This is a genomic window from Sphingopyxis sp. (assembly GCF_036261875.1).
Classification (GTDB): Bacteria; Pseudomonadota; Alphaproteobacteria; order Sphingomonadales; family Sphingomonadaceae; genus Sphingopyxis.
Genome location: NZ_DATAJZ010000012.1, coordinates 21861 through 37102, shown reverse-complemented (window position 1 = coordinate 37102; position 15242 = coordinate 21861). Strand labels below are relative to the sequence as shown.

13 protein-coding genes are annotated in these 15242 nt (G+C 63.3%); 7 read left to right on the top strand and 6 right to left on the bottom strand.

Features of this window, described 5'->3' with window-relative positions:
• Positions 1–205: 205 nt before the first annotated feature.
• The 5 genes from VHO04_RS06790 to VHO04_RS06770 form a co-directional block, all read right to left on the bottom strand.
• On the bottom strand, positions 206–1402 hold the full coding sequence (locus VHO04_RS06790; protein WP_329627606.1) for a hypothetical protein: 1197 nt from the start codon (positions 1400–1402) through the stop codon (positions 206–208).
• Between the two features lie 64 nt (positions 1403–1466).
• Positions 1467–3644: a polysaccharide biosynthesis tyrosine autokinase gene (locus VHO04_RS06785; RefSeq protein ID WP_329627605.1), complete on the bottom strand. Its 2178-nt coding sequence runs from the start codon at positions 3642–3644 to the stop codon at positions 1467–1469.
• A gap of 18 nt (positions 3645–3662) precedes the next feature.
• Complete coding sequence (locus VHO04_RS06780) at positions 3663–4400, bottom strand: polysaccharide biosynthesis/export family protein (protein ID WP_329627604.1); 738 nt, start codon at positions 4398–4400, stop codon at positions 3663–3665.
• 66 nt (positions 4401–4466) lie between these two features.
• Positions 4467–5888, bottom strand: coding sequence for an O-antigen ligase family protein (locus tag VHO04_RS06775; protein WP_329627603.1), 1422 nt, complete (start codon positions 5886–5888; stop codon positions 4467–4469).
• 102 nt (positions 5889–5990) lie between these two features.
• Positions 5991–6779 carry a metallophosphoesterase gene (locus VHO04_RS06770; RefSeq protein ID WP_329627602.1) on the bottom strand — a complete coding sequence of 263 codons (789 nt, stop codon included), beginning with the start codon at positions 6777–6779 and terminating at the stop codon, positions 5991–5993.
• A gap of 274 nt (positions 6780–7053) precedes the next feature.
• On the opposite strand from VHO04_RS06770, the gene wecB reads away from it, so the two are divergent.
• The 6 genes from wecB to hslU all read left to right on the top strand — a co-directional run bounded on the left by wecB (position 7054) and on the right by hslU (position 13347).
• Positions 7054–8172 carry a non-hydrolyzing UDP-N-acetylglucosamine 2-epimerase gene (gene wecB / locus VHO04_RS06765; protein WP_329627601.1) on the top strand — a complete coding sequence of 373 codons (1119 nt, stop codon included), beginning with the start codon at positions 7054–7056 and terminating at the stop codon, positions 8170–8172.
• On the top strand, positions 8159–9454 hold the full coding sequence (wecC, locus tag VHO04_RS06760) for a UDP-N-acetyl-D-mannosamine dehydrogenase (RefSeq protein WP_329627600.1): 1296 nt from the start codon (positions 8159–8161) through the stop codon (positions 9452–9454). The genes wecB and wecC overlap by 14 nt, the downstream gene beginning before the upstream one ends.
• 101 nt (positions 9455–9555) lie before the next feature.
• Entirely contained in the window at positions 9556–10371 is an 816-nt protein-coding gene (locus tag VHO04_RS06755) for a class I mannose-6-phosphate isomerase (RefSeq protein WP_329627599.1), read from the top strand.
• Entirely contained in the window at positions 10368–11420 is a 1053-nt protein-coding gene (locus VHO04_RS06750) for a mannose-1-phosphate guanylyltransferase/mannose-6-phosphate isomerase (RefSeq protein WP_329627598.1), read from the top strand. The genes VHO04_RS06755 and VHO04_RS06750 overlap by 4 nt, the downstream gene beginning before the upstream one ends.
• 56 nt (positions 11421–11476) lie before the next feature.
• Positions 11477–12043 (top strand): ATP-dependent protease subunit HslV, encoded by a 567-nt coding sequence (hslV, locus tag VHO04_RS06745; RefSeq protein WP_297660830.1) that lies wholly within the window; start codon positions 11477–11479, stop codon positions 12041–12043.
• A gap of 2 nt (positions 12044–12045) precedes the next feature.
• Positions 12046–13347 (top strand): ATP-dependent protease ATPase subunit HslU, encoded by a 1302-nt coding sequence (gene hslU, locus VHO04_RS06740; protein ID WP_329627597.1) that lies wholly within the window; start codon positions 12046–12048, stop codon positions 13345–13347.
• 137 nt (positions 13348–13484) lie between these two features.
• Here the strand turns inward: hslU and VHO04_RS06735 are convergent, their stop codons facing one another.
• A complete protein-coding gene (locus tag VHO04_RS06735) occupies positions 13485–14036 on the bottom strand; it encodes a hypothetical protein (protein WP_329627596.1) in 552 nt (183 codons plus the stop codon).
• 329 nt (positions 14037–14365) lie between these two features.
• Between VHO04_RS06735 and VHO04_RS06730 the strand changes: the two genes are divergently transcribed.
• The gene (locus VHO04_RS06730; protein WP_329627595.1) at positions 14366–15226 is read left to right on the top strand and encodes a helix-turn-helix domain-containing protein; all 861 of its coding nucleotides are present in this window, start codon (positions 14366–14368) and stop codon (positions 15224–15226) included.
• The last annotated feature ends 16 nt before the right edge of the window (positions 15227–15242 follow it).

Here is a 15242-nt window from a genome sequence, read left to right as displayed (position 1 = left end):
TCGGTCGAACTGCCCGCCGATCCATCGCCGGGAATTGTTGCCCATTTCTGTCATTCCGCTCGATAAGCTCCGCTGCCAGCGTCCGTGGTTGATCGCAACGGCGCGTCCGGATGCAAGACTGTCAAAGAATTTGTTGGCTGAATTATGCTGCATTTCAGGCAAGTCGATAGAAAGCGAAAGCGCAGCCCTGCGAGAGAATGGATCACTAACCCGCTGGGGTACTCGTGAGCGGCGCAAGGGACAGCTGTTCAAGATTGACATCGATGCCGAGCGCATCGTCCGGAATTTCGACCGCAATCGTGAACCAATACCATTTACAACCGCTATCAGGCACGGAGACAATCGCTTTTGCGGCGCCAGGCTTCAGCGGAACCGGGGGCAGATCGCCATCTTCTCTGCCCCGTTCCGCGCAAGCGATACGAGCGACCAACTCGCCCGGGTTGACCGTACTATCGGCGGCGATTTTCCAGCCCAGGGAATAATGTCCGGGTGCCAGTTGCAGCAATTGTTGCGCCGCCGCGCCGCGTGCGCCGCCGATCGCCGAGATCAGCAGGTTCTTCTCGCGCGGATCGATAGAAGCCCCCAGATTCCCCAACGACGAAAGCTGCCAATCGAAGGGCGCCAGTTCAGGAGCCGCGCCGAAATCGCCATTGTTGAGCAGGTTCGACGCTGCCGGGCGGCTGAGCCCCAGGCCGACGGCCAATCCATACGCGGCATCAAGATGGCCGTTTCGGCCAAGCGCCAGCAATAGTTGCTTGTCGGTCAACGTCACATCGAGTTGGCTCCACGGCGCTCGCGCCACGGCGAGCCGCAATTGCGCGGCGTTGACCAAGCTGGCCGGCTGCTTGACAACGAGTCGCCAATAATAATCGTCCCAAGCCGGACGCGGTCCGATGATCGGCGTCAACGCCTCGACCGCTCCGTTACGCGCCGTGGCCTGCGCCATCGCCGTACCATAGGCCGCCTTCGCCTGATCGCCGATCAGCATCACCCGCGACAGCCAGGTGAAAAAGGCGCGGTCGTCGCCGCGCAACGCCGCCGCCTTGATCTGCTCATTGTTGACCAGCATATTCCGACGGCTGATCTTTCCGGCCAGGTCGAGCAGCGCCTGTCGCTGCCTGGCCTGCTTGCCGCTCGTCATCGATACCGCCAAGATGCCAAGCGCAGGAACCGAAAGGGGTTCGCTCCGATAAGCCGCTCGCGCCAGCTGCACCTCGTTGGCATTAGCCCACGCCTTGGGATTCCGCGCGCTGCGTGTCGCAAAGACGTCGTAAGCGAGGCTGGCCTGCGCTGTCCCCGGAGTCGGAACCGCTATGGCCAACGCTCGCACCGGAGCGCGCTTATCGTTCGCGATGGCATAGCTCCAAAGCGCCACGACCAGCGCGATCACGATCGCGATCAACCAACCGATACCGCGCCTGACAGTCATTTTCATTTCCGAACCGATTTACAGCCGAGCGAAAGAGTCACCCCTTCGGCTCTTCATCGCCGTATTTGAAGCCGTAACCATAACCATAGCCATAGCCATATACCTGATTTCTGGCGCCGACCTTCGTCACGATCGCACCGAATATCTTCACGCCCGCCATGCGGAGCCGCATCAGCGCATTCGCAATCGCGCGCCTCTTGGTCGCATTGGCCTCGATCGTGAACAGCACGCCCTCGACGCGGCGCGCGATCAGCGGCGCGTCGGCCAATCCCAGCAGCGGCGGCGAGTCGATGAGGACATGATCATAGCGCGTCAACAAAGCGGCGATCAGATGGTCGAGACGCTGGCTGCCCAGCAATTCGGCGGCATTGGGCGGAACCTTGCCGGCCGTCATGATCGAGAAGCCATATTTGGGCATTTCCGCAATCATCGCGTCGTAATCGTCGTCGCCCGCCAGATAGTGGCTCAGCCCAAGCTTATTGGGGATGTGCAGATATTCATTCTGCGACGGATTGCGGACGTCAGCATCGATCAGAATCACCGACTTTCCGGTCGCCGCCATCACCGTCGCGAGGCATAGCGACGAGTTGCTCTTGCCTTCACGCGGCTGCGACGAGGTCAGCATGATCGATCGCGGCGCGCCATGAGCGGTCAGGAACGACAGGTTGGTCATCAACGCGAAATAGGCTTCGTAAATCTCCGATTTCTTGTCGATGATCAATTCAGCCGGGTGGCCTGCAACCTCGGGAACAGCCCCAAGGAGCGGCAGTCCGAAGCGCGCATTCACCTCCTGCGGATCGCGGATCGAACTGTCGATCTTTTCCTGCGCAAAGATCAATCCGGCTGCGAGCGCTATGCCTGCGAACAAGGCGAGCGCCACGTTCACGATCAGACGCGGGCTCGACGGACGATCGGCAATCTTGGCGGCATCGACGACCGAAATATTGTTGGTGCCGACGCCCGCGGCACCGATTTCCTTGTAGCGCTGCAGCAAGCCTTCATAAAGTTGGCGATTGGAATCGACTTCCCGCTGAAGGATCGCCATTTCGATCGATTCACGCTGCTGCTTGTTATACCGCTGGGTCAGGTCATCCAGTTCGCCCTGCAAATCGCGCTGGCGCTTTAGGGCGGCCTGATAGGCCTCGCGATTGCCTTGCGACGAACGTGCGACTTCCGCAGCAATGCTGCGATCAAGGTTGGCGAGTTGCGCGCGCAGGGAAACGACCGCCGGATAATCGTCGGCAAAGATCGTCCGCTGCTGGGCCAGTTCGGCTTGCAGTTCGGCGCGCCGTTGCCGCAGGCTGCCGATCGTCGGGGCGTTCACCGCCGCTATCCCGGTCTGCGTGTTTCCAAGCTGAGCCTCGGCGGCAATTCTTTCTTCGCGCGCCTTGGAAAGCGCGGTGCTGACAGCGGCAATATCCGAAGCAACCAGCGTCTGCGAACGCGTTCGACCGTCGGCGTCGGACTGTGACGAGATCGTGACGATCCCCTTGCTCATGCCATAATTTATCAGCGACCGTTCCGAGGTTTCAAGATTCTGGCGTAGCGTCTGTAGCCGCGCTTCGAGATATTTCCGCGCGTCGGACGTCGCAGCGAACCGGCGATCGATGCTCACTTGCTGGAACTGTTGCGCCCACAGATTTGCGAGTTTGGCGGACAGCTGTGCTGAAGGCGTCGCGAAACTGACGTCGACGAGGCTCGAATTGCGCACCGGAGAAACCGACAAACGATCGAGCAGGGCGGTCACGGCATCGCTATTTAAATTCCGCCGCTCAACGCTGGTCATCGACGCATCGGCATTGTCGAGCTTGAACGACGAGATGAAGTCCTTGTCCGCCAGAAGATTGCCGGCCCGCAAGACGCGTTCGGCAAGCGCCTCCGACCGCAAGAGCGAATATTGCGTATTATAGAAGGAAATTTCGTTGATCAGCGCCTTGTCGCGTTGCCCTTCGACCGAGGTTGCGACCGGCGCATCGGGCAGGATTTCCAGTCGCGTCGTCGACCGATATTGCGGCGTGGAGAGGAAGGTCACGATCAAGCCGAGCAAGACCATCCCCAAGACGGCCCCGGCCGCCAGATTGCGATGGTTGACGATCGCCATCCAAATCTGTTCGAGGATCGACAGGCTAGGCTGCCTCTCTCCGGCGAAAGATTCGTCCACGGGCGCCGGCAGACCGGGTGTCATCGAGCCATTATTGCTGATCAACTGATTCATTACGCGATATCGTCCCGGTCAAAATTCTCTGGCGAGCAGAATGATCGGCGACAAAAACGCCGGCACAACTGCCAATATATCCTTGAAGCGGCGCCTTGCCGGGGAATCGCCGACAATGACCACATCGTTCGGAAAGATTTCCGGGTCCGGGTAGTTACCGCGCCGAATGCCTTCCAGATTATAGATGCCGACATATTTCTGATTGCCGACGTCGCGAAACACGACAACGTCCTGGAGCTTGGCGAATTCGTTCGTGCCGCCGGCAAGCGCGACCGCGCGCATCAGCGTCACGCGACCGACAACCGGATAGGCCCCCGCCTTGTTCACCTGACCATCGACGGTCACCGACATCGACTGGATCGAGAGCGGATTCAAAGTCGACTTGAAATTCACAGTCACTTGCGGGTCGCGAATATAGCGCGCCGCCAGTTTCTGGCGAATTTCCTCTGAAACATCGCCCGGAGTCTTGCCCGCGGCGGCAACCGATCCGACGAGCGGGAAGGCAAAATTGCCCTTGCCATCGGTCATGATGTCGCGCTGCATGTCCGGGACCCCGAACACCTCGACGCGCAATTCGGTAAAGGGCCCGATAAACGCCAGTCGTGTCGAACGAACAACATCCGTCGCCTCGGGTTCGGGGAGGTCCTTGAGCGCGGTGACCGGACTATCCGGCGCGCTCGCGACCGGCGGCGCATTCTTCACGCAACCGGCAAGCATCAGCGCAGAAACAACGATGGGAATGTAGGCTCGGTTCATATCGGGAAGGATGCTCGATCAAGGAAGGGCTCGGGTGCTATAGAGACTCTAGGGGGCACCGCAACCCTAATCCGGGCGCGTTATCGCGCTCTTAGGGCAACACAGCAGGATTATGAGGAGCACCGCCAGAACCTGTATGGACGGAACGCGGAGCGAATAATCCACGACGCTTCCCGCCGCCAGAAGAAGAAGAATGACCATTGCCGGCAACCGGATGTCGCCTCGATGCCCTTTGATCAACCCACGCAGCCCGCCACGCCGCAGCCCGCGCAATATCCAGAGGATGGTGACAAGCAAAATGATCGCAGCGGGAAGTCCGCCTGTGATGATAATCTCGACCCAATCATTGTGCGCGTGATTGAAATAGGATGGTTGAAGAAGGTGGTCGGGTTCGAATATCTTATAGACATCCGGAAACGAGCCAAAGCCACTACCCATGACCCAATGGGTGTCGAGCATCGACTGGACGGTTGCCCAGGCCCGAACGCGCATATCGGCTGCAACGTCCTGACCGACGATGCGAGTCAGCGCCGTCGAGCGATCGGACGCCCAGAGCGCGAGTCCGAGCAAGGCGGCCATTATGACCACCGGCAGGTAAAATAACCAACCAGCATAGGGACGGAGCAAAGAGGCACCTCGCTCGCCCTGGACAGCACGCGACCGCCACGCCGAGCCGACCATCAAATACCCAACCGCGAAAGCAACGGCCCCTGCCGCCAGACCGGCGCGCGATCCGACCAGAATCGTTGCAACGGTCAAGCCAAGACCCACGACAGAGAGGCCGACTCGGACGAGGCCGCGCTTCTGCCGACGCATCAATTCGTCGCGCAAAAGCGCCGCCGAGATGAGCACGCCTGACGCCAGAAACATCGCATTATGATTGCGATTTGCAAACAGCCCAACCATAGCGTGCGAATTGGTTATCCGATAGAAATAGGCACCACTCGAGGGGCCCGACAATATCTGCACAAATCCCAACAAGAAGCTAAGGCAAGCGAGGCAAACGAGCGCGAAGAGAAGCCTGGAATTATCGTCGGCACTTCCGCGGCTGAAGACGATCAAGGCTGCGAACGGCACAACCATCGCCAAAAGACTATCGAGGCTTTGCGAGGGCGTCAGCGAAATCGGCCGCCACAGATCAGCTTGACCCAGCAGGCGATCTGCAGCAGCGATCGCCTCTCGTCCAGGCAGCCCGTGCCACATCGAGGGCGGCAGCGGTATCAACTGGACGAATATCCACGCGGTCATCGCCCCCAATAGCAGCAGCGGAATGCGGATGCGCCGCCAATCGGCGCCGTCTATCTGGAATGCCGCCCAAAAAGCAAAAAGAACGGCCCCGCCACGAAGAAAGGCCAGCGAGGCTGTGTCGCTCCGCGAGCCACCGCCGGTGAGGAACACGAACACCAGAAACAGAATGGCTATCCAGCCTTGCATATCGGGCGAACTGGCGCCCTTCGGACGCGACGCGCCTGTCGTTCTTCTGCTCATATTTTCACTATTCTGGCATCGAATGCGTGGAATGCAGGGCCATAGCCCGTATCGGCGCCGGCGAATAGACCGTCCTGCGAGGAGTGGCAAGATTCCCCGAGATCAGGCCGCATTCGCCTGGACCTCGCTTTCGCGTGCGAAGAGGAACCAACGCCGATCTCCCTCCAGTCCGATCCCGGCGAGGACACCGCTGCGGAACGCACCGACGTCGATGCCGATGCGATTAGCCTGCTCGTCGGGCGCGGCGGTGATGCTGTGACCATGGACGATGACCTTGCCATGATCGCCGAGGTCATCGAGAAATTCGTCGCGAATCCAGCGCAGGTCGGAAAGCGCCTGCTTTTCGAGCGGAACGCCGGGGCGCACCCCCGCATGGACGAAAGCATAGTCGCCGATCTCGACCATATCCTCACCGCCGCCGAGGAAATCGACATGATCCGGCGGCACCAGCGTGGGCAGCCGCTCGGCGACCTCCTCGAAACTCGCGTCTTCGAACGCCAGATCGCCGCGCCAATAGCTGCGGATCGTGGCGTCGCCGCCGATCCGCATGAAATAGCGAAGGCGGCGCACGTCGCCCGTCAGCGCCGCGAGAAAACATTCTTCATGATTGCCGATCAGCATCCGGACGTCGGAAAACTCGTCACCAAGCCGCATCGCGCGCTCGACGACCTCCGCCGACGCCGGGCCGCGGTCGACCAGATCGCCCAGCAGGATCAGGGTCATCTCGGCCGGCCCGCGCGCGGCATGATCGGCGCGGATCATGCCGATCATCTCCGCGAACAGATCGTCACGTCCGTGGATGTCGCCGATGGCGTAAACACGCTGTCCCGCCGGTATTTCATGTCCCCGGGGCGCGGACGGGGCCGGGCTTTTGCTGCGCTTCCAGAACATGACTAGCGAACCGATCAACCTCAAAATATCGAACAACGGGGTTTAGGCTGCGCGATGGCCGCGCCATTCCCCCCTAGCCCTCTGCCCCGTGGATGACAACACACACCGCCAAGCCCGAAAAGTTGCGTCCCGTCTCGCAAATTTTTCGGGCAGACGCATCTTCGTGCCGAAGAGAGCAGAAAGCATTTGCAAGCTAAAGTGATCAAGCTAAAGCGATGAAGAATCATGATATCCTGGCGCGAAACACTGGGCCGTGCGATTCAGGGAATAACAGATGAAGATAGTGACGGTTTTCGGCACGCGGCCGGAAGCGATCAAGATGTTTCCCGTCGTGCACGCCCTTCGCAGCCAGCCGGGTATCCAGGCTCGCGTCTGCGTCACCGCGCAGCACCGCGACCTGCTCGACCAGGTGCTCCAAATCGCGCGGATCACGCCCGACATCGACCTCGACGTCATGCAGGCGAACCAGACGCTCGATGGATTGCTGGCGCGGCTGGTGACCGGACTCGGCGAGACGTTCGATGCCGAAAAGCCCGATCGCATCCTTGTCCACGGCGACACGCTGACGACGATGGCAGCGACACTCGCTGCCTATTTCCGCAAGATTCCGGTCGGCCATGTCGAAGCTGGCCTGCGCAGCGGAAATATCTATCACCCTTGGCCCGAAGAGGTGAACCGCAAGGTCGCCGGCGCCGTCGCCGACCTGCATTTCGCGCCGACCGAGACCGCTGCCGCCGCGCTCCGCGCCGAGAATGTGCCCGCCGAGCGCATTCACGTCACCGGCAATACGGTAATCGACGCGTTGCTCGCAACCCAGATGCGGCTTGCTGAAGAGCCTTCGCTGGCCGCCGGTCTCGACCCGCTCGCCGCGCGCTTCGCGGACAAACGCATCATCGCCGTCACCTCGCACCGCCGCGAGAATTTCGGCGACGGCATGAGGGCGATCGCCGAGGCCATCGCCGGCATCGCGGCGCGCGACGATGTCGCGGTCATTTTCCCCGTCCATCCGAACCCGCATGTGCGCAGCGCGATGGAACCGATCCTCGGCGATCTCCCGAACGTCGCGCTGATCGATCCGCTCGACTATCCGCATTTCGTCCGCCTGCTCGGCCTCGGCCATCTGGTGCTGACCGACAGCGGCGGGGTGCAGGAGGAGGCGCCCTCGCTCGGCAAGCCGGTGCTCGTGATGCGCGAGACGACCGAGCGGCCCGAGGGCATCGAAGCGGGTACGGCGCGGCTCGTCGGCACCGACAAAAATCGCATCATTTCGGAAATTTTTAGCCTATTGGACGATGAAGGCGCTTATAGCGCCATGGCGCGCGCGCATAACCCCTTCGGGGACGGCCGCGCCGCCACACGAATAGCGGAGATTGTTGCGCGTGCCCATCGATAACGACCATCAGATTACCGTCCTCGGCCTCGGTTATATTGGCTTGCCGACTGCCGCGCTGATCGCGCGCTCGGGCAGCAAGGTCACTGGCGTCGATGTCAGCCAACACGTCGTCGACACCGTCAACAAAGGCAAGGTGCATATCGAGGAAGTCGATCTCGACGGCCTCGTCCAGGGCGTCGTGTCGCGCGGCACGCTCGTCGCTTCGACCGAAGTCGCGCCCGCCGACGTCTTCGTCATCGCGGTGCCGACCCCGCACGACGAAGAGCATCGCCCCGACATCAGCCACGTCCTCTCGGCCGCGCGCGCGATCGCGCCGAAGCTGGAGGCGGGCAATCTCGTCATTCTCGAATCGACCTCGCCGGTCGGCACCACCGAAAAGGTCGCTGCGCTGCTCGCCGAGTTGCGCCCCGATCTCAAGGTTCCGGGCGCCTGCACCGGTGCCGCCGACATCTTCGTCGCTTATTGTCCCGAGCGCGTGCTGCCGGGGCGTATCCTCGTCGAGCTCGTCGACAACGACCGCTGCATCGGCGGCATCACGCCGCGCTGCGCGCGCCGCGCGATGACCTTTTACCGCCAGTTCGTCCGCGGCGCCTGCGTCACCACCTCGGCGCGCGCCGCCGAAATGGTGAAGCTGGTCGAGAACAGCTACCGCGACGTCAACATCGCCTTCGCCAACGAGCTGTCGATGATGGCCGAGCATCTGGGCGTCGACGTGTGGGAGGTGATCCGCCTCGCCAACCGCCACCCGCGCGTCAACATCCTGCAACCCGGCCCTGGCGTCGGCGGTCACTGCATCGCGGTCGACCCCTGGTTCCTCGTCCACGGCGCGCCGGAGCACAGCCGCCTGATCCGCACCGCGCGCGAGGTTAACCTCGCCAAGACCGCGCACGTCATCGGCGCCGCCGAAATGCTCGTTTCGCAGCATCCGGAGGCGCGCGTCGCCTGCCTCGGCCTCGCCTTCAAGCCGAACATCGACGATTTCCGCGAAAGCCCCGCTGTCGAGGTCGCCGCTGCGCTCGCGCGCCGTTTCGGCCAGCAGATCCAGATCGTCGAACCCTATGCGAGGGGCCTTCCTATGGAGTTCGCGGGCACCGGCGCCGAACTCATCGACCTCGACAGCGCGCTTGCCGCTTGCGACTTGTTGATCGTGCTCGTCGACCACGATCTTTTCAAATCGATCCCGCTCGAGGAGCGCGGCGACAAGATCGTCTATGACACGCGCGGGCTCTGGCTCGACCAGCCCGGCGGCGCGAGCGGCAATCGGCTGCACCGGGCGGCCTGACGCTCTGGCTTGCTTTTGCGCAACAAAGCGCGCCCTATCGGGTTAAGGGTTGATCATTCCCGATCGTCATCCCGGCGAAAGGAAACACACCCCGATCGCATATGACCATGCTGACCCGCCTCGAAACCATCATCGTCGAAAAGCCGTGGGGGCGCACCGACATCCCCGCGGAATTCGGCGATTTCGGCGGCCGCCACATCGGCGAGATTTGGTTCGCACATCCCGGCGGAGCGGATGCACCGCTCCTGGTCAAATTCCTCTTCACGTCGGAGCGGCTGTCGATCCAGGTTCACCCCGACGATGTTGCCGCGCAGTTGGCGGGTTATCCGCGCGGCAAAGAGGAATGCTGGCTGGTGCTCGATGCCGAACCCGATGCCGAACTCGGCGTCGGCCTCACCGCACCGACGACGCGCGAAGCACTTCATGACGCCGCGCTCGACGGCTCGATCACCGGCATGATCGACTGGCGCCCCGCGAAAACCGACGATTTCGTTTATAATCAGGCGGGCACGATCCACGCGATCGGAGCGGGACTGACCATCGTCGAAGTGCAGCAGAATGTCGACTGCACCTATCGCCTCTACGATTATGGCCGCCCGCGCGAGTTGCACCTCGATGCGGCGCTGGCGGTCGCCGAACTCGCGCCGCGCCCCGATTCACGCGATGGTCACGTTGCGGCGAACGAGACCCGCCTGCTCGTCGACGGCCCGCACTTCCGCCTGCTTCACCTGTCAGGACAGGACGCGGCAACATCGTTGCCGCAGGAAACCGGCGATTTCACCTTCACTCCCCTGTCGAATGGCTGCCGCGTCGGCGGCGAGACGGTGAAGCTCGGCGAATGTGTCGCGACCGATCGCGCGGATGATATCCGCCTTGATCCCGGCGCACGCGCATTACTAAGCTGGCCTGCCGAATGATCGTCCCCGTCATCCTGTCCGGCGGCACCGGCACGCGGCTTTGGCCCGTATCGACCAGCGAGGCGCCCAAACAGTTCCAGCCGCTGATCGGTGACGGCGACATGTTCCGCCAGACGCTGGAGCGCGTCGTCGACCGCGCGCGCTTCACGCCGCCGCTGGTTGTGTGCGGCCCCGCGCACGTCGCGCATGTCGAAGCCGATCTTGCTGCTGCCGGCATCGCGGACGCGACGATCATCGTCGAGCCCGCCGCGCGCAACACCGCGCCGGCGATCGCCCTCGCCGCGCTCGCGGGCGATCCCGACGCGACGCTGCTTGTAATGCCCGCCGATCATTTGATGACGGATATCGCCGCCTTTCATCGCGCGATCGACGCCGCGCTCCCGGCGGTCGAGGCCGGCGCACTCGCAACCTTCGGGATCGCGCCCTCGCACCCCGAAACGGGCTATGGCTATATTGCGTCGGGCGATGTCTTTGCGCCCGACGTCCACCACGTGCGTCGCTTCGTCGAAAAACCACAGCGTGCCAAGGCCGAGGCCATGATCGCCGAAGGCGGCCATTATTGGAACGCCGGCATTTTCCTGATGCGTGCCGACCGTTTCCTTGTCGAGCTCGAACGGCAGCAGCCTTCGATCTGGAGCGCCTGCGCCGACGCGATGGCGGCGGCACGCCGCGACGGATCGTTGATCCATCCGCACGCGGAAGCATTCCTGCCCAGCCCGTCTCAATCGGTCGACTATGCGGTGATGGAGGGCGCGGAACAACTCGTCGTCGTGCCGGTCGATCCCGGCTGGTCCGACGTCGGCGGCTGGGCGGCGCTCTACGAACTCGCCGACAAGGACGAGCATGGCAATGTCCGCATGGGCGAGGTCGTCGCGCTCGACGCTCGCGGCAATTATCTGCGCGCCGACGGCGACAAGCGCCTCGCGGTCGTCGGCGTCTCCGACCTGATCGTCGTCACGCTCGGCAACGATGTGCTGATCATTCCGCGCGAGCGCGCGCAGGAGGTCAAGGCGATCGTCGAATATCTGGCGGCGAACCCGCCGCGCTGAGCGCGCGACTCCCCTTCCCCTTGCGGCCCCGCCCGCCATCTCCCATATCCCGGCCCATGACCAATCCCCATGCGCAAAGTGCCGCGCCCTGGCACGGAACAACCATCCTTTCCGCCCGCAACGCTGACAAGGTCGTCGTCATCGGCGACGGTCAGGTGTCGATGGGCCAGACGGTGATGAAGCCCAATGCGAAGAAGGTGCGCCGCCTCCACGACGGCAGCGTCATCGGCGGTTTCGCGGGCGCCACCGCCGATGCCTTCACCCTGTTCGAGCGCCTCGAAGCCAAGCTCGAGCGCCACAACGGCCAATTGCTCCGCGCTGCGGTCGAACTCGCCAAGGACTGGCGCACCGACAAATATCTCCGCAATCTGGAGGCGATGATGATCGTCGCCGACAAGGAAGTGACCCTGGTGATCACCGGCAACGGCGACGTCCTCGAACCCAAGGGCGGGATCGCCGCGATCGGATCGGGCGGCAATTTCGCGCTCTCGGCGGCGCGCGCCCTTGCCGACTATGAAAAAGACCCCGAGGTGCTGGCGCGCAAGGCGATGGAGGTGGCCGCCGATATCTGCGTCTACACCAACGACCAGTTCACCTCCGAAACCATCGAAATCCGGAAATAAGCATGAACAAGGATCTGACTCCGAAGGCGATCGTCGCCGCCCTCGACACGCACATCATCGGCCAGAACGCCGCGAAGCGCGCGGTCGCCGTCGCGCTTCGCAACCGCTGGCGCCGCCAGCAGCTTTCGCCCGATCTGCGCGACGAGGTGAGCCCCAAGAATATCCTGATGATCGGCCCGACGGGCTGCGGTAAGACCGAGATTTCGCGCCGTCTCGCCAAGCTCGCAGACGCGCCTTTCATCAAGGTCGAGGCGACCAAGTTCACCGAGGTCGGCTATGTCGGCCGTGACGTCGAACAGATCGCGCGCGATCTCGTAGAAGAAGCGGTTCGCCTCGAAAAGGACCGTCGCCGCGGCGCCGTGCGCGCCGCCGCCGAAGAAGCCGCGATGGAGCGATTGCTCGACGCGCTCACCGGCAAGGGCGCGAGCGAGGCGACGCGCCAGAGTTTCCGCCAGCGCATCCGCGAAGGCCATCTCGACGACAGCGAGGTCGAGATCGAGATTGCCGACGCGCCGAACATGCCGTTCGATCTGCCCGGCCAGCCGGGACAGATGAGCATGATCAACCTGTCGGACATGCTCGGCAAGGCCATGGGCGGATTGCCCAAGAAGCGCCGCAAGCTGAAAGTGATCGAGGCCGCGACGCGGCTGATCGAGGAAGAGCAGGACAAGCGCCTCGACCAGGACGATGTCGCACGCGTCGCGCTCGCCGATGCCGAGGCGAACGGGATCGTCTTCCTCGACGAGATCGACAAGATCGCGGTCAGCGACGTGCGCGGCGGATCGGTGAGCCGCGAGGGCGTTCAGCGCGACCTGCTGCCGCTGATCGAGGGTACGACCGTCGCGACCAAATATGGCCCGATGAAGACCGACCACATCCTCTTCATCGCGTCGGGCGCCTTCCACGTCGCCAAGCCGAGCGACCTGCTCCCCGAATTGCAGGGCCGCCTGCCGATCCGCGTCGAGCTCGGCGCGCTGACCGAGGAGGATTTCGTCCGCATCCTGAGCGAAACCAAGGCCGGGCTTCCCGAACAATATGCCGCGCTGCTCGGCACCGAGGGCGTGACGCTGACCTTCACGCCCGACGCGATCGCGCGCGTCGCAAAGCTGGCGGCGGACGTGAACGAGAAGGTCGAGAATATCGGCGCGCGCCGCCTCCAGACGATCATGGAACGGCTGGTCGAGGAGATCAGCTTCACCGCCGAGGACGTCCCCGACACGACGCTTGCCATCGACGCCGCCTATGTCGACAAGCAACTCGCCGATGTGGTGGGCGACACCGACCTCAGCAAATATGTGCTGTAGGGTGTGACCTCTGGCTTAGGATGGTTCCCAAATCTTCGTCATTCCCGCGAAAGCGGGAACCTAGTGTGGGGTAAGCCGACGCGCGCTCTGGGTTCCCGCTTTCGCGGGAATGACAAAGGTAAGGGATGAAGGGCCCGCTAACCGCCTTTCTTTTTCTGCGCCCGCGCCGCCCGGACGCCTTCGATGAACTGTTTTTCGTTCACTTTCACGGCCAGCCCCTTATCCGACAGGAAAAAAGCGGCGCGCGGCATCGTGATATTGCCCTCGCTGGTAGTCAGCACCGCGCCCTGCGCCACGATTTCCTTGATCTTGCCCAGCACCGCCGCACCGTCGGCGCTGCGGACCGCCACCCCCGGCTTCAAGGCGCCATCGACCGCCGCCGCATCAGCCTCGGCCTCCTTCAGCACCGCGAGGATCTTCGCCTTGGGCGCCTTGAGGGCGGGCCCCTTCGCCGACTTCACGAACGCATCCTTCGGCACGACCAGACCGTTGCCGTCGATCGCCACAGCGACCTTGTCACCCGCCACCTTGACGATCTGCCCGACCTCTTCGCCATTCTGGTCATAGACCTTCGTGCCGGGCGTCAACGAAGCGGCCGCCGCCGCGCCCTGCGCGCACGCAGGGGAAGCGGCAAGTGGCGCAAGGCCGGCAAGACACAGCGCGATGAGCGCACCGGAGGGTTTGAACATGAAGGCTCCTGTCGAACGGTAATGGCCCGTCGGTGACGCATCGCACGCGGTCACACCAAATACTTAGCTGCCCGGCCGTGCTGCGGATACGGCGAGCCGACGAAAGGCCGCCCGGACGAACAGGAGAAAGATCGCTGCCGTCCCATGGCAAGATTATCGATCGATCAGTCCTATGGAACGGTCCTTCGGCGTCTGCCTTTGGCCGAAACCCGTAACCGCTTCTTTTCAACCGTTCGTTTACCGAACTCCATTTGACTTTCGCGCGCCGTCAATGCGATGAACGGCCCGCACGGCCGAACCGGGTTGCATCGGCCGGCAAGGAGACAGCGATGGCAGACGAGGAAACCGCCCCCGAGCAGGGCGAGTTGGCGATCACGCGCACCGGCGACAAGCTGCGATTGGCGCGCGAAGCTGCCGGCCTGTCGCTCGCCGACGTGGCGACGCGCACGCGGATCACGCAAAGGCACCTCGACGCCATTGAAAAGTCCGATTTCTCGGAACTGCCGGGCCGCACTTACGTCACCGGCTTCGCGCGCGCCTATGCCCGCGCGGTCGACCTGCCGGAGGCCGAGATCGCGGCGTCGATCCGCCGCGAGCTCGAAGAGGATCAATATGGCGCGCGGCCGGTCTACGAAGCCTATGAGCCGACCGACCCGGCGCGCCTGCCGACCGCGCGGCTGACCTGGACGCTCGTCATCGTCGCGCTGCTGCTGGTGTCGGCCTATGGCGTCTGGCGTTTCCTGTCGGTCGAACCCGACGAGGCGCTGATCGCGGCGCAGAACCAGGCGGCCGAGGATTCGGAAGCCCCCGCCACCAAGGCCGCGCCCGCGACCGCCCCGGCGAAGACCGGCGCCTCCGTCGCCGCGAATGCGCCGGTCGTGCTGACCGGTCTTTCCGAAGTGTGGATCGGCTTCGACGACGCCAAGGGCAAGACCGAGAATTGGCGGACGCTCGATCCCGGCGAAACCTATGAGGTGCCGCCCGCCTATATCGAGCAGTTCACGCTTCGCACCAGCATTCCGCAAGCGCTGAAAGTCACCGTGGGCGGCCGCGACGTCGGCCCGATCGGCCCCGCCGACACGCTGGTCAAAGGCATCTCGCTGAAGCCGGTCGACCTCGTCGCGCGCGCCGGCGGCAGCACCGCGACTGCCGCCCCGGCAGCGACGCCCGCGTCCAAGACCCGGCGCTGAACGCCTTCACCCTGCC